Raw genomic sequence first — 21798 nt, 5'->3', positions numbered from 1 at the left:
ACTCCCGCGTTGCCGCAAGGGTAAGAAAAGGGAGGGGCAGTGGCACCACGCATCACCATCGGAGGCGGCGGCCCGGCCGGCCAGCCCCACGTACGCGAGGTGGGCGACCCCACCGGCGGCCAGAAACTCGTCCCGCACCGCTTGCCCGGCTGCGCGCACGCCGATCCGCTCACGCCCGCCGATCGCTACCAGGAGTTGTTCGTGGCGGTGCAGATGGGCCGCATTTTTCCCGACAGCAAGACCTTCACCGACGCCATGCCGCGCCAGGATCCGGCAACCATCCTGGCCGCCTACCGCGCTCGCGCCGGTGAGACCGGCTTTGACCTTGCCGCCTTCGTGCACGAGCATTTCGTGCTGCCTGAGGTGCCGCGCAGCTGCTACGAGTCCGACCCCAACCAGCCTCTGGCCGACCATATCGACGGGCTGTGGGCGGTGCTGACCCGGCATCCGGCGCAGCACCCGCCGCAATGCTCGCTATTGCCGCTGCCGCATGCCTACGTGGTGCCGGGCGGGCGCTTCTCCGAGCTCTACTACTGGGATTCGTACTTCACCATGCTGGGCCTGGCCGCCAGCGGGCAGGGCGGCTTGCTGCGCGGCATGGCGGACAACTTCTCCTACCTGCTCGACACCTATGGCGTGATTCCCAACGGTACCCGCAGCTACTACCTGAGCCGCTCGCAGCCGCCGGTGTTCGCGCTGATGGTGGAGCTGTTCGAGGACCACGGCGTGCAGCCCGAACTGGCCTTCTTGCCGCAGTTGCGCAAGGAGTACGCCTTCTGGATGCGGGGCGCCGACCACCTGGCGCCGGGGCACGCGTGCCGGCGGGTGGTCAGGCTGGCCGATGGCAGCCTGCTGAACCGGTACTGGGACGAGCGCGACACCCCGCGCGAGGAAGCCTTTATCGAAGATATCGGCACGGCCGCATTGTCGGGGCGGCCAGCCTCCGAGGTATTTCGCGACCTGCGCGCCGCGGCCGAATCGGGCTGGGACTTCAGCTCGCGCTGGCAGGAGCCCGGCGGCGGGCTGGAGAGCATTCGCACCACAGCGATCCTGCCGGTGGATCTCAATTGCCTGCTGTTCAAGCTGGAGCGCAAGCTCGCCGAACTGGCGCAGGCCGCCGGCGATGCCGACGCACCGGCCTTTGGCCAGCGCGCGCAGGCGCGCCGGGAGGCCATCGACCGCCTCATGTGGCGCGAGGCCGAGGGCGCCTACTTCGATTTCGACTGGCAACGGGACCATGCCCGCGCCAACCTGACGGCGGCCACCGTGGTGCCGCTCTACGTAGGCGCTGCCACCCCCGCGCAGGCGGCGCGGGTGGCGCAAACCGCGGCAGCGCGGCTGCTGCAGCCCGGCGGCATTGCCACCACGGAACACGTCAGCGGTGAGCAATGGGACCAGCCCAACGGCTGGGCGCCGCTGCAATGGCTGGCGATCGGCGGGTTTGCGCATTGCGGGCAAGCCGCGCTTGCGCACGAAATCGCGCATCGCTGGCTATTGACCGTTGCCAGCCTTTACGAGCGTGAATACAAGCTGGTGGAGAAGTACGCCCTGCATCCCGCAGAAGACGGCGCGGTAGGCGGCGCGGGCGGGGAGTATCCGCTGCAGGACGGCTTTGGCTGGACCAACGGCGTGGTGCGCAGGCTGCTGCAGCGGCACCCCACGCATGCGGCGTGCCGCTGCCGCGCCGGTGTGAAATCCGTGAAGTTGTGAGGTTGTGAAGTCGTGAAGTTGTGACGGCGCGGTTTCAGCGTTGGCGCAGGCCGGATGCCCCCAGCCATCGCGCTAGCGTGGCGGCCAGCCAGGCCGGATCGTCGTGCGGCAAATCGTGCCCTGCCCAGGGATGGCGGCGGTGCTGCGCGCCCCATGCCTCGGCCAGGCGCGCAGAGCACACCGGGTCGACCAGATGATCCGCCGCAGAAGACAGTACCAGTGTCGGGCAGGCCGGCGGCGCACCCGGTGCGCGATAGCGCGCCGCGGCCCATAGCTGGCGCAGGGCATTGGCCCGGCTCACCGGCGCGCTGCCGCGGATCGCGCACCATTGCGCCACATCCGTCGCGAAGGCCGCGCTGGCGTTGCAGGTCAGCCGGTAGATGATGCGCTCGCAGTAAGGGGCGTTGTGCCAGCGCAGTGCCATGCCCAGCAGTGCCGGCCAGTTGCGCGGCGGCAGCCGCTCGGCCACGCTGCAAAAGGGCCGCATGCTGGTGTTGACCAGCACCAGCGCGCCGATCTCTTCCGGGTGCCGCTGCGCCCACTCCGCCGCCACCATGGCGCCCAGCGACATCGCCAGCAGCCGGTACGGCCGCGCCAGCCCCTGCCTGGCGGCACGCTCGCGCAGGAATGCCACCATGGCAGCCACGCCGGCCGGCGCGTGCGCCGCCGCCTCCACGCCATTGCCAGGCAGGTCCAGCATGGCGACGGGCCCGATACCGGCGCTGGCCTGCAGCACCCCCGGCAAGACGCCCCAGTGGCGGGTCTCGCGCGTCAGGCCGCGCAGCAGGATCCAGTCGCTCATCCAGGCGGCCCCCAGGCCCACTGGGCGTTGGCGCGGTCAAGCAGTTCCTGGCGGCGTTCCCCGCTTGGCAGCCAGCGCTCGGGCGCGTAGGCCACGCGGGCCAGGAAATCCAGCAGGTTGGCATGCCGGCGCAGCACGCGCGCGGTGCGATGCGCCTTGACCGGGTTGAAGAAGCCCTGGCGGGAGAACAACTGGCGGGGGTTCTTCTTGATCCACAGCCAGGAGCCCAGCTCCAGCGTCATCGGCAGGAAGATGTTGCCGGGTGGCGTGTGGTCGTAGGCCCAGTCCCACAGGTCGCCGTGCAGCAGGTACTGGCGGCTCTGCGGCTCGAAGGCATAGCCGTGGTGTGGATGCGCCTGCTCGAACATGGTCTTGAGGGCAAACATCTCGGCCAGGTGCGGCATGGGCGCGGCGGTGCGCGCGTAGGGAAACCAGATGCTGTCGCCCCAGCCGTAGCCCGAGTGGCAATCCAGTGCGAAGCTCAAGGGCCGGCACTGCAACTGCTGCTCCACCACTTGCAGCATGGCTGTGCTTTCCACCTCCATGGGCGCGCCGCGCTTGCCGCGGTACCACGGCAGCCACGCCCCCACGCGCTGGCCGCCGGCCAGCAGCGGCACCCGGCCAACCGCATCCTGCGGTGCGTTGCGCATCAGGTCCACGCCATTGGGATTGGCGCGGGTTGAGGCCCACATGCCGCCCGGGTTGACAATCGGCATGAACAGCAGCCGCACGGATTGCAGCTGGCGCTCCAGCAGTTCGTCCCACTCCAGGCGCCACAGCAGCATGCGCATATAGTCGAGCAGCAGATGCGTGCCGATGCGCTCCAGGCCATGGATGCCGGCAAAGAAGCCGATGGCGGGCGCGCGCGGATTGTTCGACCCGATGCTGGCGGTGTAGAGGGGAAAGCGCTGGCCGCCCGCTCGCACCTCGCCGACGCGGCAGGCATCCAGGCGGCTGGCGCCGGCTTCCAGGATGCTCTCCAGTTGCTGCATTTCAGCGAAACTGCCTGCGTTGGGTGGCTGCGCCATGGGCGAGGGCGGCTCCTTGGGGGGGGCGATGCGATGGTCGATTGTCGGGTCGTCAACGTCAATATAGGCGCTGGCGGCCGGTCAGGTTACAAAAGCGTGCCCGCCATCGTCCCCCAGTTTTGTGAAAGCCCCATGACTGGCGCCGGACGTCAGGCCGTGGTCAGCGCCGGCGCCGGCTCGGCCGAAGCAAACAGCATCAGCAGCGGCCAGCCGCGCGTGTCCGCCAGTGCGCGCAGCGCGGCATCCGGGTTGATGGCCACGGGGTGGCTCACGGCTTCGAGCAGCGGAATATCGTTGCGCGAGTCGCTATAGAACACGGTGCGCTCGAACTGCTCCCAAGCCATGCCGAGCGATTCCAGCCACTGCGCCACGCGCGCGATCTTGCCGGCCCCGAAGCTCGGCACGCCTTCGACCGCGCCAGTGAAATTGCCCGAACCGTCGCGCCCGGCCTCTACCGCCAGCAGGTGCGCCACGCCCAGTGCCTCGGCGATCGGCTCGGTGACGAAGCGGCAGGTGGCGGTGACGATGCAGCAAAGATCGCCGGCGTCCTGGTGCGTGGCCAGCAGCGCGCGCGCCTCGGGGCGGATGGCCGGCGCGATCACGTCGCGCATGAAGCCGCTGCGCAAGGTCTCCAGCCGCGCGCGCGGATGGCGCGCCAGCAGGCCCAGGGCAAAGCCGGCATGGCGGTAGAAGTCCAGGCGCCCGGCGGTGTATTCTGCCAGCCACAGCGCGTTGTTGGCCTCGACTTCGCCGGCATCCGCCGCGCCGGCCTGCACCAGGTAGCGTGCCCATTCATATTCGCTATCCAGCGGTAGCAAGGTGTGGTCGAGGTCAAACAAGGCAAGGCAGGACATGCGCCGTCTCCGGTCGGAAAAGCGGCAAGGATGCCCACCGGCAATGACCCACGGATGAAGCGCGGCGCAAGAATCCCGATACGGCTATCAGGGATTTTTGCTGGCGTTGCCGGCGTTGTCGGCGTTGCAGATACCGCCTACGCCGCCTTGCGCGGCGCGAGGCATTCCAGGAAGGCGCCGATCAGGCGCGTATGCGTGCGGCCCTGCAGGCAATAGAGGTATTCGTGCAGCACTGGCGGCTGGCAGGCAAACGGCACCACGCACAGCGCCGGGTCGCGCGGCACTTCGCCCAGCGGCACCACGCTCGCGCCTAGCCCCTGGCGGATGGCTTCGTAGATGGCTTCGCGGCTGCCGATCACGGTGCTGGCCGGCAACGGCAGGCCGGCGTCGTCCAGCGCGGTCTCGGTGGCCTTGCGGGTCATCGAGCCGTGCTCGCGGATCAGCAGGTGGCAGGTTGCCAGCTGCGCCAGGCTGACGCTGGGCGCTCGCGCCAGCGGGTGGGCGGGGTTGACCACCAGCACCATCGGGTCGGAGGCCAGGGTGATGCGGGCCAGGCGATCGTCATCGACGGCGTGCGACGACACCGCCACGTCGATGCGGTATTCGATCAGCGCATCCAGCATCTGCTGCGAGTTGCCGATATCGATGCTGATCTCGATGGCGGGATAGCGCTCGCGAAACGCGGCCACGCTCCTCAGGATGTAATAGGGCCCGGTAGCGCCGATGCGCAGATGGCCGAGATGCAGGTTGCCGGCATTGCGCAGCAGGAAGTCCGCGCTGCCTTCGTGCTGCATCAACTGCTCCACCACCGGCATCAGGGCCACGCCGACGTCGCTCAGGTCGACCCGGCCAGCGCGCCGGTAGAACAGCTCCACGCCATAGTTCTCTTCCAGCTGGCGGATGCGGCCGGTGACCGTGGGCTGGCTTACGCGCAGCTGCTTGGCGGCAGTGGTGATGCTGCCCTGCCGTGCCACTTCATAGAACGTCGTCAGCAGGTCGCCGAGCATGGGGGGATTTCCGTGGGGATTACGCAAGCGCGCCAGTCTAGCGGCGATTTATGACAGTTCCTCGCCGCGCGGCCACGGACGCGGCGGCGCGGCGAAGAAGCAGGGATAGCAGGCAAGCCCGGGCCGGCGAGCGCGGCCCGGGCCGCGTTCAGGGCACGGCCCGGGCGGGCTTGCCCTGGGCGGGGTCCGAGACCGAGTCGGCGCCCGTCTCCAGCCGGCCGGCAAAGCGGCGCCGGAAGCTGCCCTGGGTGGTGGTCACGACGAAGTCGTACCAGTTGCCCTGCAGGCCCAAGGGCCAGTGCTGGTCGAGCTGCTTGCCAGCCGGGATGTCGAAGGTCCAGGGGCCGTCGGCGCGATAGGCGGCGGGCGTGACGGTGAAGGTGCAGGCGTTGCTGCCGGTATTGATCATGGTCAGGTAGACCGCGGCATTGGCGATGTCGTAGCACACCCGGATTTCCGGCGCGGTGCCGCCGGCTGCCGTCACGGTGCTGACGTCGCCCTGGAAGCCGCGATGGAAGCCGTTCGGGCCCAGCACCCAAAGGTCGTACTTGCCGTTGTCAGCGGTGAAGACGTCCCAGCTATCGTTGACCTGCTTGCCCGGCTCGACCGCATAGCGGCGCGGCACGCGGTCCAGGTGCAGGCGGTCGTACACGTGGAAGACCGCGGCGGCCGTGCCGGTGTTGCTCAACAGTAGCCACATGGCCTTGGCGCCCGGATCCTCGCGCCCGCTCACGTGCAGCTCGTAAGGCAGCGCGCGCGACGGCCGCGTGCCCGCAGGCTGGGCGGCGGGGTTGGCGGTCTGGAAGGCGACGGTCGGCAGCGCTACCTGTGCCTTGCCCTCCTGCGCCGTGCGCACGGTGTCGGCAGCGGCCTTGGTGCGATTGGGGATCACAGGCAGGGCCGCGCTGTTCGGGCTGACAAAGTTGAACGCCGACAGCATGTCGCCGCAGATGGCGCGGCGGTACGGGCTGATATTGGTCTCGGCGACGCCAAAGCGTGCCTCCAGGAAACGCAGCACCGAGGTGTGGTCGAACACCTGGGAGTTGACCCAGCCGCCGCGGCTCCACGGCGAGACCACGTACATCGGCACGCGCGGGCCGGGGCCATAGGGATGCATGTCGGTGTGGTATTCGCCGTCGGTGGCGACGGTGGACTTGCCGGCGAGCACGCCGCCGTCATAGGCCGGCGCGCACGGCGGCGGCACATGGTCGAAGAAGCCGTCGTTCTCGTCGAAGTTGATCAGGAGCACGGTCTTGCTCCAGACGTCCGGATTGGCCGTCAGCGCATTGAGCACTTCCTGCGTGTACCAGGCACCTTGCACCGGGCTGGACGGCCCCGGGTGCTCGGAGTAGGTGGCCGGCGCCACGATCCACGAGACCTGCGGCAGGCTGCCGGCCGCGATGTCATCCTTCAGCGCTTGCAGGAAGCCGCCGTCCGGCATGGTGTTGCCGATGCCCTTGATGAGCGGGTTGATGACGTCGTCGGCAATGGTGTAGGCCGGGTAGGGGCTGCCGTTGGACGTATTGCCTCGCGCCTCGTTGGCCTTGCGGTACTGCACGAAGCCGGCCAGCGGATTATCGGTGAAGTTGTCCGGCATGTTCTGGTACAGCTTCCAGCTCACGCCGGCCGCCTGCAGGCGTTCCGGATAGGTGGTCCAGCGGTAGCCGCTGGTGGAGGCGCCCATGGAGTCGCCGCTGTTGTCGATCACGGGGCCGCCGTTGGCGCCGGTGGGGTCGTTGGTGCCGGTCCAGTGGAACAGGCGGTTGGTGTTGGTGCCGCCATGGAAGCCGCAGTGGTAGGCGTCGCATAGCGTGAAGGCATTGGCGAGTGCGAACTGGAAGTCCAGCTCGGCCTCGGTGTAGTAGCCCATCGACTGCGTCTGCTTGGCAATCGGCCACTTGCTCATGCGACCCAGGTCCCACGCGTTCTGCGCATCGGGGTAGCTGTGCGGCGTGCCGCTGACGCGCTGCGCATTGCCGGCGCTGCTGTCGAGGTGGTACGGCTGCACGATGCGGTTGGTGAAGGTCTGCTGCCAGACGTTGAGGCCGCCGGCCAGCGGGATCGTAAAGCGATCGCTAAAGCCGCGCACGCCCTGCAGCGTGCCGAAGTAATTGTCGAAGGAGCGGTTTTCCTGCATCAGGATCACCACGTGCTCCACATCGCGGATGGTGCCGGTGGCGTTGTTGGCGGGAATCGCCAGCGCGCGGCGGATCGACGGCGGGAAGGCGGCGAGCGCCGCGGTGGCGGCAGCGCTGCCGCCGGCCATCTTGAGGAATTTGCGTCTGCTGTGAAGGCTCATCTTGGTTTTTTGCTGGACTGTCCGGTTCGTGCGGGGCGTTGGGCATGCCCTGCGGTGCGCTACTGTTAGCGACTGTTCGTTATGGCGCGCAGCGCAACTGCGGCGTGACTGCGGGCGGCTGCCCGGGCTGCGCCGGATCGGCGGGCTTGCTGTCGTTGGAGTCGCCGCCGCAGGCCGCCAGCGTGGCGCACAGCGCCAGTGCCGCCAGCCAGCCCGGCCGCGCGAAGAAAGAGATCGAAGGCTTCATGGTCACGTTTGCTCTCGGGGGAAGTGGGTATCAGGGGTTGAGCGTGGACAGCGGCTGGCGCGAGCCGGCGATGGTCTGCAGTTCGGCCAGGCTGAGCTGGCGCGTCCACATGGCCAGGTCGTTGAACTCCATCACGCCCTTGAGCGCGCCGGAGTTGTTCGGCACATAGGCATGCGTGGCATCGTCGTTGATGCCCCAGACCTTGGTGGCCAGGCCATTGAGCTTGGTCACGTCGGTGTTGGCGATGGCCTTGTTCTCGGTCTTCTGCAGGCCGAGCACCGGGTCGATGATGTAGGCGCTGAAGGTCTTGGCCGTGGCGTTGACCGACAAGGCCACGTAGGCCCACTGGTTGGCGCTGAACTTCATGCCCTGGATGTCATCGCGCTTGCCGGAACCACTGCCCATGTTGAAGCGGATCTCGCAGCTGCTGAACAGGCCAAGGGCAATGCCCGGGTTGGCGCCCGAGACATAGTTCTTGTTCGACAGGATCGGCTCGCCCGTGCCATTGCCCTGGTTGCAGTCGGACCTGAACCAGAAGCCGATGGTGAACTGCGGGCTGAGCGCGATATCGGCGCCGCTCTGCGTGAGCTGGTAGGCATCGATCACCGAGTTGACCTTCAGCGACTTGCCGCCGAAGTTGTCGCTGCCAAGCGAGCCGCCGTCGGTGCCGGCTACCCACGGGCCGATGGTGGTGGTGCCTTTGGTGTCCACCGCCGGCAGGGTCTCGAAGCTGTAGTAGGCCGCGAGGTTGTTGCGCAGCGTGTCGGCCAGCACGATCGGCTTGACGTAGTTGATCTGCGCCAGCAGCGAGGTGGGCATGCTGTTGCGCACCAGCGTGTAGTTGAAGCGGTACACGCCGCTGGCGGGCGCGGTGATCGTCTTGTCCTCATAGGTGGACGTGCCGCTCGGCAGCGTGGCGATTTGCACGCCGTCGCGCAGCAGCGTCATGTCGCCGGTGGCGGTGGTGGGGTTTTGCCATGACAGCACCACCGAGGTGTTGGTGCTGCCCACCACCGACTGCATGGCGCGCACGCCCGCATTGCCGGTCAGGGCCGAGCCGTCGATCTGGTACGCGGCGGCGGGCAGGGCCACGCCCACGTACGCGAGCACGGTCGGCAGCAGGTCGGCCTCGGTCGGCAGTGCTGCCAAGGTATCTGCCGTGGTGGGCGCCGCCGGCAGGTTGCTGGCCACCGCCGCGTTGAAGGGCTTGTTGAGCGCGATGAAGGTGGTGCGGTTTTGCACCGTCGGCAGCGTGGTGGTCGAGCCGGTTGCGTCCAGGCCGTGGCTGGTGGTCACGGCTACCAGCCAGTCTTCGCCGGCGTTGGCCTGGCGGCGCGCCTGCACGGCGGCCAGCAGCTTGCCGAGCGCCTGGTCGAAGCCGGACAGCGCGGTGGCGTAGTAGCCGCCGTTCTGGAAGCCTTGGGCGGCTGCGGCCCGGTCGGGTGCGCTGAACTGGGTGAAGACCACGTCGTAGCCGGACTGCACCAGCTTCACGCCTTCTTGCGTCACGCAGTTGTCGTCAGCGGTACAGTCGCGCATCGAATCGAGATTGCCCGCGGCCACGTCAGCCTTGAGCAATGCCGGCAGCACGGGCGCGCTGGTAGCGACGCCGCGGCGCAGCCGGCTCGAGCCGGCGCTGGCGCGCAAGTACTGGAACAGGCTCGGCGTGCGCAGGCCGGCGGCCGCGGCTACGTCGTCGCTGACACCGTGGCGGTTCGCCCAGTTGCCGGCGAGGACCGTGGCCCAGCTCGGGCCGGCAAGCGGAACCTGCTCGGTGGTGGTGCCGAGCTTGCCGCCGGTCGACGCCGGCGTGATCGAGAGCGTGGCCAGGTTGGGCAACGTGCCCTGGGCGATGCCGTTCTGCAACTGGCTATAGGTCGCCCCATCCACGCCGACGAGCATCACTTTCTTGCTGGTAACGGCGCTGCCGCCCGTGTTGTTCTGATCGGGGGCAACCACTGCCGGCGAGTCGCTGCCGCCACCGCCGCATGCCGCTACCGTGCCCGCCAGGGCCAGGCCACATGCCATGCGTGCCCGCTGATTCCATGCCATATCCGGTTCCTCTTTTCTGTTGTCCAAAGCGGCGCGCCGCTCCGGCGGCGCGTCCGATCACGCTCCCCGTGACGCGTTGGCAGAGTAAGAAAAGGGGTTGTCATGCGGGTGACAGGGAGGCAAAGAATGCTGATGCGCCTATTTGCATTCTTGATGGGACAGGCACGCGAAAGGCATATGCCCTGCCGGGATGGCAGGCTGGCGGACGAAGAATGCGAGGATTACGCGGCTTCAGGAATGACCGCGGAAGACGACGAAAGGCGAGGAAGCTGCGGGGGAAACCAGGAGGAAGCGAGGAGTATGGCGGGGATCAAGCGTGCTGCGTTGCCCTGGCCATGGTGACGGGGGCAACGCAGCGGCGGCGAGCGCCGCGGACGTCAGGCCTTGGCCGCTTGCGGGGCCGTGGCGCTGGCCTGAGTGCTCGGGCGACGGACCATCAACGCCAGCAGCGCAGCCGCCACGCACGCCGCGCCGGCGGCGTACAGCGCCGGGGTGTAGGTCAGTAGCAGGGTGCGCGTCAGGCCCGCGCCAAACGCGGCGGTGGCGGCACCGACCTGGTGGGCGGCAAAGATCCAGCCGAACACCATTGGCGCGCGCTCCTTGCCGAACACCGAGCCCGCCAGCTTGACCGTGGGCGGCACCGTGGCGATCCAGTCCAGGCCATAGAACATGGCAAAGATGGACAAGCCGTACAGCGTGAAGGTGGAGTGCGGCAGCCAGAACAGCGACAGGCCGCGCAGGCCGTAGTACCAGAACAGCAGCTTGCGGCAGTCATAGCGGTCCGAGAGCCAGCCCGAGAGAATGGTGCCGACGAAGTCGAACGCGCCCATCATCGCCAGCGCGCCGGCGGCCGGCACGGCGGCCATGCCGAAGTCCGCGCACAGCGAGATGAAGTGCGTCTGGATCAAGCCATTGGTGCTCAGCCCGCAGATAAAGAAGGTGCCGGCCAGGATCCAGAAGGTCTGGTTGCGGGCGGCGTCGCGCAACACCACGAAGGGGCCGCGCAGGGTCAGCGGCGCGGGTGCGCTGGGCGGTGCCGGTGCGGCGTGAACGTGCACGGGCACCTCGCCAAACGCAGCCAGGCCCACGTCGGCGGGGCGGTTGCGCATGAAGCAGAACACCAGCACGGCCAGCAATGCGCATGCGAGCAGTACCGGCAGCACGGCGGTGCGCCAGCCCATATGCTCGATCAGCCAGGCGGCCACGGGCAGGAACGCCAGCTGGCCGGTTGCCGAGCTGGCGGTCAGGATGCCGATCACCAGCCCGCGGCGCGCGCTGAACCAGCGGCTGGCGACCACGGCCGCGAGCACCAGCGCGGTCAGGCCGGAGCCGACGCCGAGCATCAGGCCCCAGGCAATGAACAACTGCCACAGCTCGGTGGCCACGGTGGCCAGCGCCATGCCGCCGGCAATCAGCGCCAGCGCGGCCCACACCACGTTGCGCACGCCGAAACGCTCCATCAGGATCGCCGAGAACGGGGCCATCAGGCCGAACAGCGCAAAGCGAAACGCGAGGATGGATGAGATCTGGTCGGTGTCCCAGCCCATCTCGCGCGTCAGCGGCTTGAGAAAGGCGCCGGGCAGGCCGAGCGCGGCCGAGGTGGTCAGCATCACGCAGAAGGTGATGGCGGCGATCAGCCACGCGTAGTGGATGCCGCGCCGATCGAGTCGGCTGGAAAGCGCTTGAGCGAACATGGGTGGAGTTCCGGGGGGGGCGTTGGTTTGTCGTGGGGCGTCGTCGGCCGTTCTTGTTACTGCGAATTCGGGCCCAGCAGCATGTCGCGCGCCGCGGCCAGGATGTCTTCGGAAAGGGCATCGCCCTCGGTGGCCCGTGCCAGCGTCATGGCGCCCACCAGCGTGGCCAGTTGCCCCAGCGCCAGCTTGCGGCGCTCGGCCGGGTCGGCGTGCTCGACCGTCTTCATCCAGTCCTCCACCATGACCTTGAAGCCGTCGATGTAGACCTGGCGCACTGGCTTGTCCGCCGGCTCGCGGGCAACGTCGCCGGCGAGTGCCGCCGCCGCGCAGCCGTCGCCGGGGCTGCTGCAATGCTCGGCGGTGAGGTAGGGCTCCACCAGGCTGGCGCGCATCGCCCGCTTGTCGCCTTCGGCGCGCTCGATGCGGCGCGACCAGCGCCTCGCGGATTCCTCGAAGGCGCGCTTGCTTGCCAGCGCGGCCAGTGCGTCTTTGGACGAGAAGTGCCCATAGAAGCCGCCGTGCGTGAGGCCGGCGCCGGCCATCAGCTCTGCCACGCTCACGCCGTTCAGGCCGCGTTCGCGGAACAGCCTGGAGGAGGCCTGCTCGATGGCTTCCCTGTGCTTGTCTGCCTGCTCTCGTGATGCGCGCGCCATATCGGACTCTCTTGCTGAAACTTTGCTTGACCGGATTTTAGATGACAGCCATAATTTATTCAATAGATGTTGAGCATCATTTAAGCGGGCGGCGCTAAAGCATCACCGATGCAGGTGGCGTTGCCCATCTTTCCGCTCTCTTCAGGAGAATCAGTCATGCAGAACTTGTTCGATCTCACCGGCCGCGTTGCCGTCCTCACCGGCTCCACCAAGGGCATGGGCCTGGAAATGGCCCGTGCGCTGGGCGCCTCCGGCGCCGCTCTCGTGGTTTCCGGCCGTGACCAGGCCACTTCCGAGGCGGTTGCCGCCGCGCTCGAAGGCGAGGGCTTCGAGGCCAAGGGCATCGCTTGCGATATCGGCAACGTGGAGAGCATCCAGGCGTTTGCCAGGCAAGCTTTGGACGCCTACGGCCGCGTGGACGCGCTGGTGCTGAACGCGGCGGGCAGCGGCACGGCTGGCTCGTTGCTGAGCCAGGGCCCGGAGGTGTTCGAGCAGGCCATGGCGGGCAATGTGCGGGGCAACCTCGTGCTGGTCAATGCGCTGGCGCCGCAGATGATCGAGCGTGGAGATGGCGCGGTCATCTTCATGTCGAGCATCGCCGCCAAGCGCGGCTCTGCCATGCTCGGCATGTACAGCATCACCAAGGCCGCGACAGATGGCGCGGTGCGCAGCCTGGCGCTGGAACTCGGGCCGAAGGGGATCAACGTGAATGCGATCAACCCCGGGCCGGTGCGCACGGAATTCTCGCGAGAGGCGCTATGGGGTAACCCGGAACAGGAGGCGCGCCTGGCCGCCGCGATTCCGATGCGGCGGATTGGCGAGGCGAAGGATGTGGCGGGGCTGGCGGTGTTGCTGGCGTCGCCCGCCGGGCGGTTTATCCACGGCCAGAGCATCGGCGTGGATGGTGGTTTGTCGGCGTAAGGCAGGGGCAGGGGTAGGGGTAGGGGTAGGGGGGGGTCAATGGCCTTCCCGCCCTGCTGCCCTTTGCGGGACAAACAAAATGTAAAGTAAAGAAAAATGAGATCACCTCGAGCTCGCCCGCGCCCGGCCAGCCTCTCAGCTATGCATGCCGGCCAGCCGCATCAGCAAGCGCAGCGCCAGCGCCGCGACACCTAGCGCGGCCACGCTGGCCACCCAGATCAGTACCATCCAGCCGACCCGCTTCAGCCACGGCCTGGGCGGATCATCGGAGGGGCGCCGGCGGTGTTCCGTCGCAGCCATCAGTGATACCCCTCACCACGTTTCACCTTGCCCCGGAACACGTAATACGCCCACACCGTGTACATCAGGATGAAGGGAATGATGAACAGCGCGCCCACCAGCGCAAAGCCCTGGCTCTGCGGCGGCGAGGACGCGGCCCAGATCGAGATATCCGGCGGCACGATATTCGGCCACACACTGATCGCCAGCCCGCTATAGCCCAGGAACACCAGCGCCAGCGTGTACATGAACGGCGCGAGGTGCGCATGCTGCTGCAAGGAGCGGATCAGCCGGTACATGGCAAACGCCACCAGCAGCGGCACTGGAGAGAACCAGAAAAGGTTGGGCAGGCTGAACCAGCGCTCGGCGATGCGCGGCTGCGACAGCGGCGTCCAGATGCTGATCGCCAGGATCACCGCCAGCAGCACCCAGGCCAGCTTGCCGGTGAGTTCCAGCATGCGCTCATGCAGCTTGCCCTCGGTTTTCACGATCAGCCAGGTGCTGCCCAGCACGGCGTATGCCACCACCACGCCAACGCCGCAGAACAGCGGGAAGGGCTGCAGCCAGTCCAGCGGCCCGCCCGAAAAGGTGCGCCCGGTCACCTTGATGCCGTCGATGTATGCGCCCAGCGAAACGCCCTGGAAGAACGCCGCCACCAGCGAGCCGCAGATAAACGCCTTGTCCCATACGTGGCGCTCGCGGTCATTGGCCTTGAAGCGGAACTCGAACGCCACGCCGCGAAAGATCAGCCCCAGCAGCATGAGGATCAGCGGCAGGTAGAGCGCGCTGAGCACCACCGAGTAGGCCAGCGGAAACGCGGCCAGCAGGCCAGCGCCGCCCAGCACCAGCCAGGTCTCGTTGCCGTCCCACACGGGGGCCACCGTGTTCATCATCACGTCGCGGTCATGACGGTCCGGCACGAAGGGATACAGCATGCCGATGCCCAGGTCGAAACCGTCCATCACCACGTACATCATCACGCCAAAGAAGATGATGACGGCCCAGATCAGAGAGAGGTCGATGCCCATGATGATCAGCTCCTGCTGTCGGCCAGGCGGTTAGCGGAGGCGACCGCATTCGGTACGTCGCCGGGATCGTCCACGGCGGACAATGGCCTCGCGGGCGTGCCCTCCACGGCGTGGCCGCCGTCGGGTTCCGGATCGCCCTCATGCTCGACCGGGCCCTTGCGTACCAGCCGCATCATGTAGGCGATGCCCACGCCGAAGACGAAGAAATAAGCCACCACGAAGAGCGCAAGCGAGAACGCCAGCTCAGGCACGCCGTGCGGCGAGACCGCGTCGGCGGTGCGCATTACGCCGTAGACCACCCACGGCTGGCGCCCGATCTCGGTGGTGAACCAGCCGGCCAGGATCGCGACCAGCCCGGTCGGGCCCATCCATAGCGCCATGCGCAGGAACGCGCGTGAGTGGAACAGCTTGCCGCCCCGGCGCAGCAGCAGGCTCCAGAGGCCGAGCAGGATCATCAGCGTGCCCAGCCCCACCATCACGCGAAAGCTCCAGAAGATGATGGTGGAGTTCGGGCGGTCTTCCGGCGCGAACTCCTTCAGGCCCTGGATCTGGCCATCGAGGCTATGGGTGAGGATGAGGCTGCCCAGGCGCGGAATTTCCACCGCGAAGCGGGTTTCCTCGCGCGCCATGTCGGGCCAGCCGAACACGATCAGCGGCAGCGCCTCGTCGCCGCGATTTTCCCAGTGGCCTTCAAGCGCGGCGATCTTGGCCGGCTGGTGCTTGAGCGTGTTGATGCCATGCATGTCGCCAATGACGGCCTGGATCGGCGCCACGATCAGCAGCATCCACATCGCCATCGACAGCATCTTGCGGATGGCCGGGTTGTCGCGCCGGCGCAGCAGGTGCCAGGCGGCGGAGGCGCCCACGAACAGCGCGGTGGCGAGGAAGGCCGCCACGCTCATATGCACGAGGCGGTACGGGAACGACGGGTTGAGGATGACAGCCAGCCAGTCCACCGGCACCACGCGGCCATCGACGATCTCGAAGCCCTGCGGGGTTTGCATCCAGCTATTGGAGGCCAGGATCCACGTGGCCGAGATCAGCGTGCCTAGCGCCACCATCAACGTGGCGAAGAAATGCAGGCCGGGGCCGACCCGGCTCCAGCCGAACAGCATCACGCCCAGGAAGCCGGCCTCCAGGAAGAACGCGGTCAGCACCTCGTAGGCCAGCAAGGGGCCGGTCACGCTGCCGGCGAAGTCCGAGAAGAAGCTCCAGTTGGTGCCGAACTGGTACGCCATGACCAGCCCCGACACCACGCCCATGCCGAAGTTGACGGCAAAGATCTTGGACCAGAAGTGATAAAGGTCGCGGTATACCGTGTTTTGCGTGCGCAACCAGCAACCTTCCAGCACGGCCAGGTAGCTCGCCATGCCGATGGTGATGGCCGGGAAAATGATATGGAAGGAAATCGTGAAGCCGAACTGGATCCGTGCCAGGTCGAGCGCGCTCAAACCAAACATGTCGTGACCTCCGGGATGCGCGTCGCTGTGGCGCAGGTCATCAGATTAGACCACTGTGCGAGCGTATTGGGCGGCTCTTTTTTTTGGGGAAGTGGCGGTGCCGGCAGGTGGCGGTGTACGCCAGCCGTGGCAGAACTTGACCGGGCGGGCAGGGTTGAAGCGGGGATGTCCATGAGCATTGCCGGAAGATTGGGCACGGCGGCCCGGTCGGGCGATTCGCATTGTGTGCGTTTCGCGCCGGGCGCATGCCATGGACACCATGCTACCGGCAGGAGGCGGAAGATAACAGAAGCAACCGCCGACAAAAAGACCGTATCAGTTTTGTCGGCCGGACGTTGGTGGCTAGACCGCAGACACCGACGACGCCTGCCCCGGCGCCTTGCCACCCAGCGCCGGCGGCGCGGTGACGATGGACTTCAGCCCAGGCTGGGCCGCGCGCAACTGATCCAGGCGCGGCAGCGGCCGGCGCAGCGCCTCCGACCCCGCAAAGGCTTGCTCCATGGCATGCGCCACGCCCAGCGTGTGGTGATCGGCGCGGAAGCGTCCCACCACCTGCAGGCCGAACGGCATGCCGGCATGGTCCAGGCCGCAGGGCAGGCTGATGGCGGGGTGGGTGGTCAGCGTGACCACATAGGTGGGGGCCAGCCAGCGGTAGTAGTTCTCCTGCTTTTCGCCGTTGATGGTCTCGGCGTAGAGGCTGGTCCAGGGGAACGGCGAGACCGGCGTGGTCGGCGACAGGATCACGTCATAGTCTTCAAAGGCGGCCTGGAAGCGGCCCAGGATGCGGGTCTGCTCGGCCTGCGCCCAGGCGCTGTCGCTCAGCGACATGGCCGCGCCCATCTCGTAGTTGGCGCGCGTGTTCGGGCCCAGGCTCTGCGGATCGCGCTGGTAGGCCTCGTGCATGCCGGCGACAAAGCTCTCGGCGCGCAGCACGTCGAAGCAGCGGTGCGCCTCGCCCAGGTCGAACTGGATTTCGTCGCAACGGCGGAACAGGTGCCGCATGGCGGCGATCTTGTCGCGAAAGACCTGCCGGATCTGGTTGTCGACCGCGCACACGCCGAAATCCTCGGTCCAGCCCACCCGCAGCGTGCCCAGGTCGACATTGGCCGGCAGCAGGAACGACATCGGGTCGAGCGCATAGGTGAGCGGGTCGCTGGCCGACACGCCGGCCGAGGCCGCCAGCTGCAGGCAGGCATCGGCCACGGTGCGGCCCATCGGGCCGACCACGGAGATTGGCGTCCAGCCCAGCAGCTTGCGCGAGCTGGGCACGACGCCGGGCGACGGGCGGAAGCCCACCACGCCGCATTTGGCGGCGGGGATGCGCAACGAGCCGCCGGTGTCCGAGCCGGTGCAGACCGGCAGCATGTCGGTCGCCAGCGCGGCAGCGGAGCCGCCCGAGGATCCCCCTGCGTTCAGGTTGGGGTTGAAGGGGTTGCCGGTGGCGCCCCACACCGCGTTGCGAGAATTGGCGCCCGCGCCCATCTCCGGGATGTTGGTCTTGCCGGTGACGATGGCGCCGGCCGCGCGCAGGCGGGCTACCAGCACGTTGTCGGCGCTGGGCACGTTGTCGCGGTACAGAGGCGAGCCGTAGGTGGTGAGCAGGCCTGCCGTGGCTTCCAGGTCCTTCACGCCCAGCGGCAGGCCGTGCAGCAGGCCCAGCGGCGCGCCGTCGAGCACGGCGCGCTCGGCCGCGCGGGCTTCTTCGCGGGCGCGGTCATAGCAGGTGGCGGTGATGGCGTTGATGAAGGGGTTGACCGCCTCGATGCGGGCGATGCACGCCTCCAGCAATTCGACGGGCGAGATCTCCTTGCTGCCGATCATGCGGCGCAGCGCCACGGCGGATTGGGCTAGCAGGTTATCGGTCTGGGTCATGGTGAAATTCTCTGGCATTGTGGTGAAAGCGGCGCGCCGGCATGGCAGGCGAGGCGCCATTGCAGTCGGATTGGCTACATCGCGCGGCTAGCGGCTCAGCCCGCGCGCCGACACCGGCCACAGGCAGGCCACGGCCTGCCCGCGCACCCCCACGATCTCGTCGTACAGGTTGAGGGTGGGGTCGCAATGGCCCGGCACCAGCAGCACCTGGCTGCCGAGGTCCGGCAGGCCGGCCGCGCCGGTTCCGGGGAGCGGCTCGACAATGCCGTGCTCGTCGTTGGCCGCCACATAGGCCAGCGCGCGGTCCTGGCCGTGGGCGCCCCACACCAGCGGCAGGCCGGAGTCCACCGCCATCGATTTCAGGCCCGCATCCAGCACGACGCGAGGCGAAGGCTGCGTTGCCGCCGCCACGCTCATCACGGTGGTGGCGATAAACAAACTGTGCTCGAAGCGCAGCGCGCCGCTGTATTCGTTGCGGCCGTAGTCGGCGTCCATGAAGACATAGGAGCCGGGCTGGATTTCCGTATAGACGCCGCTGCGCAGGTCGAACTCCACGCTGCCGCTGCCGCCGCCGGTCACCGTGGCACAAGCCACGCCAGCCTCGGCCAGTTCGGCGACGATGGCGGCGGTACGCGCCGCGGCATCGGCCGCTGCCTGCCGGCGCGCAGCGTAGTCGCGCACGTGCTGGATGCCGCCGTGATACGCCTGCAAGCCGCGGAACTCGAGTTGCTGGTGCGCGCCGATGGCTTGAACCAGGCGCAGCGCGGCAGCCGCGTCGGCCACGCCGCAGCGTCCCTGGCCCACGTCGATTTCCACGAACACGCCAATGCGGCTGCGGGCTTGCCCGGCGGCCGCTGCCAGCGCGTCGACCTGTCGCGCATCATCCACGCAAACGCTCATCCGTGCATGCAGCGCCAGGCGGGCCAGCAGCGCGGCCTTGGCCGCACCGGCAATCTCGTTGCTGATATGGATGTCCTTGACCCCGGCCTGCACGAACGGCAGCGCCTCGCTGACCTTCTGGCAGCAGATGCCGACCGCGCCGCGCGCGATCTGCGCCAGTGCAATCTCCGGGCACTTGTGCGCCTTGGCATGCGGGCGCAGTTGCATGCCCGCCTTGTCGGCGGCTTGCTGCATCTGCGCCAGGTTGCGCTCGAAGGCGTCGAGGTCGAGCATCAGCGCCGGCGTGTCGATGGCGGCGGCGGGTTGGCCGACGACGGCACAGGCGCCGAGCCGCAGGGTGGCTGAAGTGGAATCAGGGAGCGTCATGTGTCGGACTGTCTCGGGTTGTCTCGGATCGTTCTGGATGGCATGGCGCCGCCTCGGGGGCGGCTGTGCTTGCGATGATGTGGGCTGGAGGCGGGCGCTGTCAAACCAGGCCCGCCTCGGGCCGTTTGCCTGCGTTCAGTCCGCCGTGATATTGGCGCGCTGCGCAATGGCGCGCATGCGCGGCAGCTCCTTGGTGATCAGCGCGGTCACCTCCGCGCCCGTGCCGTAGGACGGTTCGAAGCCATTGTCCAGCAGCTTCTTGCGCGTGTCCGGATCGGCCATGGTCTCGGCCAGCGCCTTTTCCAGCTTGGCCTTCACCTCGGGCGGCAGGCCGCGCGGTGCTACCACGGCCAGCCAGGTATCCATATCCGTACCCGGGTACCCGCTTTCCGCCACGGTGGGCACGTCGGGCAGCAGGGACGAACGCTTGGCGGTGGTGACCGCGATGGCCTTGACCTTGCCGGCGCGGATCTGCGGCACGGCCGCCGAGACGGTATCCACCGAGAACGGGATCTGGCCGCCGATCAGGTCGGTCATGGCCGGCGAGCTGCCACGGTAGGGCACGTGCAGCATCTTGATGCCGAGATCGTTCAGCAGCATCTCGCCGGCGAACTGCGCGGTGGTGCCCGTGCCGAACGAGCCGTAGGAGAACTTGCCGGGCGTAGCCTTCACCGCCGCGGCGAGCTGCTTGAGGTTGTTGATGGGCACATCGCGGTTGGCCAGCAGGATCAGGCCGGTGCGCCCGGTCAGCCCGATCGGCTCGAAGCTTTTGAGCGGGTCGTAGGGCAGCTTGGGATGGATCGCCGGATTGACCGTGAACGTGGTGCCCGAGCTGACCAGCAGCGTATAGCCATCCGGCGCGGCCTTGGCCACCATGCCGGCGCCCACAATGGTGCCGGCGCCCGGCCGGTTGTCGATCACCACGGTCTGGCCCAGGTGGTCGCCGAGCTTCTTCGCCAGCAGCCGGCCAATGACATCGGTGGCGCCGCCGGGCGGGAAGGGGATCACCATCTGGATCGGGTGCGTGGGGTAGGCCTGGGCCAGCGCACTGCCGGCAGGCACCGCCAGGCAACAGGCGGCCAGGCATGCAAGCTTGAAGGTGTGGACGGGTTTCATGCTGACTCTCCTGCGTTCGACGATGAGGGGGATGGCTGAAAGCGGTGAGCGGATCAGATTGCGCGCGCCGCCGCCTTGTCCAGAAAGCCTTGGTACTCCGCCTGCGGCACGAACAGCCCGCCGGTGGTCCATACCAGGTGCGTGGCTTGCGGCATGGCGGCTTCGAGCTGGTGACGGGCCAGGTAATCGCGCCCCGCCGCGCTTTCGCACAGCATGCGCGGCCCGCTGAAGCCGGCAGCAGCCGAGGGCTCGATGCGCAGTCGTTCCGTGCGCCATGCCAGGGCCAGGTGTTCGAACAAGGTATCGTCCGCCACCGTGAACACGCCGGACAGCAGCGGGCGCATGACGGCAGCGGCCAGCTCTGAGGCGCGCGGCACGGCTAGCCCATCGGCCTCCGTGCGGTTGCTCAGGCCATAGTCATAGACGGACGGATTGCCAACGCCTGCCATCATCTGCACCAGGAAGCAGGGCGACTGGGTCGGCTCGGCAAACACGCAGTGCACGTGCGGCCCGAACAGTTGCCGCATGCCGAAGGTGATGCCGGCCGGCGCGCCGCCCACGCCGCAAGGCAGGTAGACGAAGAGCGGGTGCGCGGCATCGACGTGGATCCCATGGGCGGCGAGTTGCTGGCGCAGGTGCAGCGCCGCGGCGCTATAGCCCAGCAGCAGCGACAGCGAGCGCTCGTCGTCCACAAAGTAGGTGAACTCGTCGCGCTGCGCCTGGCGGCGGCCGGCGGCAACGGCTTCCTCGTAGTCGCCGGCGTGCTCCACCACCTCCACGCCACGGTTGCGCAGCCGCGCCTTCTTCCATGCCTTGGCATCCGACGACATATGCACGGCCGCGCGAAAACCCAGCGCCGAGGCCATCACGCCAATGCTCAGGCCAAGGTTGCCGGTGGAGCCCACCGCCACCTGGTAGCGCGCGAACAAGGCGCGGGCCGCGGGCTCCCTCAGTGCCAGGTAATGCGCCGGCCCGTTGCGGCCGGGGCCGAGCAGGCCGTGGCGCAGCGCCAGGCTCTCGGCAAATTCCAGCACCTCGTGGATGCCGCCGCGCGCCTTGATGGAGCCCGCGACCGGCAGGCTGTGGTCGGCCTTGACCCAGAGCCGGCCCTGGCTCTGCGCCAGCCCAAGGGCCGCCTGCATGGACGGCACGGCCACCAGGGGCGACTCGATGACGCCATGCGTCTCGGCCAACTCGGGAAACAGCGCCGGCAGCAGCGGGGCAAAGCGGGCAAAGCGCGCCTGTGCGGCCTCGATATCAGCTAGACTAATGCTGCGCTCGCCAGCGGCCTGGGCGGGTGGGGGCGTGCCGGCGCGCGCCGGATTGCACCAGAGCAACGGCGTGGCTGCCGCCAGGCTGGCGCGCAATGCTGCTGCATTTTCCGGGTTGGCGGCGGGTGATGCGTTCATGGCAGAAGGCTGGTTCATCGGAAAAGGATAGGCTGCTGCGGGTTCCAGGGTGTCTGCATTGTTGGCCCGCACGGCACAGCTGGCAATCCATTTATATTTAG

18 protein-coding genes are annotated in these 21798 nt (G+C 68.0%); 2 read left to right on the top strand and 16 right to left on the bottom strand.

Going from position 1 to position 21798, the window contains the following annotated elements:
* Positions 1-39 precede the first annotated feature (39 nt).
* On the top strand, positions 40-1710 hold the full coding sequence (treF, locus tag ACGLHR_RS09895; protein ID WP_400093536.1) for an alpha,alpha-trehalase TreF: 1671 nt from the start codon (positions 40-42) through the stop codon (positions 1708-1710).
* Between the two features lie 34 nt (positions 1711-1744).
* On the opposite strand, the gene ACGLHR_RS09890 is transcribed toward treF, so the two are convergent.
* From ACGLHR_RS09890 to ACGLHR_RS09850, 9 genes are all read right to left on the bottom strand, one after another.
* Positions 1745-2512, bottom strand: a complete 768-nt coding sequence (locus ACGLHR_RS09890; protein ID WP_400093534.1) for an alpha/beta fold hydrolase — start codon at positions 2510-2512, stop codon at positions 1745-1747.
* Positions 2509-3540 carry a M14 family zinc carboxypeptidase gene (locus ACGLHR_RS09885; RefSeq protein WP_400093532.1) on the bottom strand — a complete coding sequence of 344 codons (1032 nt, stop codon included), beginning with the start codon at positions 3538-3540 and terminating at the stop codon, positions 2509-2511. The genes ACGLHR_RS09890 and ACGLHR_RS09885 overlap by 4 nt, the downstream gene beginning before the upstream one ends.
* 149 nt (positions 3541-3689) lie before the next feature.
* On the bottom strand, positions 3690-4394 hold the full coding sequence (locus ACGLHR_RS09880; RefSeq protein ID WP_400093531.1) for an HAD family hydrolase: 705 nt from the start codon (positions 4392-4394) through the stop codon (positions 3690-3692).
* A gap of 137 nt (positions 4395-4531) precedes the next feature.
* Positions 4532-5401: a LysR substrate-binding domain-containing protein gene (locus ACGLHR_RS09875; RefSeq protein ID WP_318232716.1), complete on the bottom strand. Its 870-nt coding sequence runs from the start codon at positions 5399-5401 to the stop codon at positions 4532-4534.
* Between the two features lie 148 nt (positions 5402-5549).
* Complete coding sequence (locus tag ACGLHR_RS09870) at positions 5550-7700, bottom strand: phosphocholine-specific phospholipase C (protein WP_400093530.1); 2151 nt, start codon at positions 7698-7700, stop codon at positions 5550-5552.
* 79 nt (positions 7701-7779) lie between these two features.
* Positions 7780-7947 carry a hypothetical protein gene (locus ACGLHR_RS09865; protein WP_400093528.1) on the bottom strand — a complete coding sequence of 56 codons (168 nt, stop codon included), beginning with the start codon at positions 7945-7947 and terminating at the stop codon, positions 7780-7782.
* A gap of 30 nt (positions 7948-7977) precedes the next feature.
* Positions 7978-9999, bottom strand: a complete 2022-nt coding sequence (locus ACGLHR_RS09860; protein WP_400093527.1) for a hypothetical protein — start codon at positions 9997-9999, stop codon at positions 7978-7980.
* 377 nt (positions 10000-10376) lie between these two features.
* The gene (locus ACGLHR_RS09855; RefSeq protein ID WP_318232712.1) at positions 10377-11693 is read right to left on the bottom strand and encodes an MFS transporter; all 1317 of its coding nucleotides are present in this window, start codon (positions 11691-11693) and stop codon (positions 10377-10379) included.
* A 56-nt stretch (positions 11694-11749) separates the two neighbouring features.
* Positions 11750-12346 carry a TetR/AcrR family transcriptional regulator gene (locus ACGLHR_RS09850; protein ID WP_400093526.1) on the bottom strand — a complete coding sequence of 199 codons (597 nt, stop codon included), beginning with the start codon at positions 12344-12346 and terminating at the stop codon, positions 11750-11752.
* 156 nt (positions 12347-12502) lie between these two features.
* Between ACGLHR_RS09850 and ACGLHR_RS09845 the strand changes: the two genes are divergently transcribed.
* Positions 12503-13267, top strand: coding sequence for an SDR family NAD(P)-dependent oxidoreductase (locus ACGLHR_RS09845; protein WP_400093525.1), 765 nt, complete (start codon positions 12503-12505; stop codon positions 13265-13267).
* Between the two features lie 135 nt (positions 13268-13402).
* On the opposite strand, the gene ACGLHR_RS09840 is transcribed toward ACGLHR_RS09845, so the two are convergent.
* The 7 genes from ACGLHR_RS09840 to ACGLHR_RS09810 form a co-directional block, all read right to left on the bottom strand.
* Positions 13403-13567, bottom strand: a complete 165-nt coding sequence (locus ACGLHR_RS09840; protein ID WP_318232709.1) for a DUF2474 domain-containing protein — start codon at positions 13565-13567, stop codon at positions 13403-13405.
* The gene (cydB, locus tag ACGLHR_RS09835; RefSeq protein WP_400093524.1) at positions 13567-14574 is read right to left on the bottom strand and encodes a cytochrome d ubiquinol oxidase subunit II; all 1008 of its coding nucleotides are present in this window, start codon (positions 14572-14574) and stop codon (positions 13567-13569) included. The genes ACGLHR_RS09840 and cydB overlap by 1 nt, the downstream gene beginning before the upstream one ends.
* 5 nt (positions 14575-14579) lie before the next feature.
* Positions 14580-16034, bottom strand: a complete 1455-nt coding sequence (locus tag ACGLHR_RS09830; RefSeq protein ID WP_400093523.1) for a cytochrome ubiquinol oxidase subunit I — start codon at positions 16032-16034, stop codon at positions 14580-14582.
* Between the two features lie 342 nt (positions 16035-16376).
* Positions 16377-17906, bottom strand: a complete 1530-nt coding sequence (locus ACGLHR_RS09825) for an amidase (RefSeq protein WP_400093521.1) — start codon at positions 17904-17906, stop codon at positions 16377-16379.
* Between the two features lie 87 nt (positions 17907-17993).
* Positions 17994-19172 carry a DSD1 family PLP-dependent enzyme gene (locus ACGLHR_RS09820; RefSeq protein ID WP_400093519.1) on the bottom strand — a complete coding sequence of 393 codons (1179 nt, stop codon included), beginning with the start codon at positions 19170-19172 and terminating at the stop codon, positions 17994-17996.
* A 135-nt stretch (positions 19173-19307) separates the two neighbouring features.
* Positions 19308-20288: a tripartite tricarboxylate transporter substrate binding protein gene (locus ACGLHR_RS09815; RefSeq protein ID WP_318232704.1), complete on the bottom strand. Its 981-nt coding sequence runs from the start codon at positions 20286-20288 to the stop codon at positions 19308-19310.
* 53 nt (positions 20289-20341) lie between these two features.
* Positions 20342-21697, bottom strand: a complete 1356-nt coding sequence (locus ACGLHR_RS09810) for a D-serine ammonia-lyase (RefSeq protein ID WP_400093517.1) — start codon at positions 21695-21697, stop codon at positions 20342-20344.
* Positions 21698-21798: the final 101 nt, after the last annotated feature.

Source organism: Cupriavidus sp. CuC1, assembly GCF_044627735.1.
In the GTDB taxonomy this organism is placed as follows: domain Bacteria; phylum Pseudomonadota; class Gammaproteobacteria; order Burkholderiales; family Burkholderiaceae; genus Cupriavidus; species Cupriavidus ulmosensis.
Note: the sequence above shows the minus strand (reverse complement) of the source record. Positions and strands in the feature narration are given on the sequence as shown.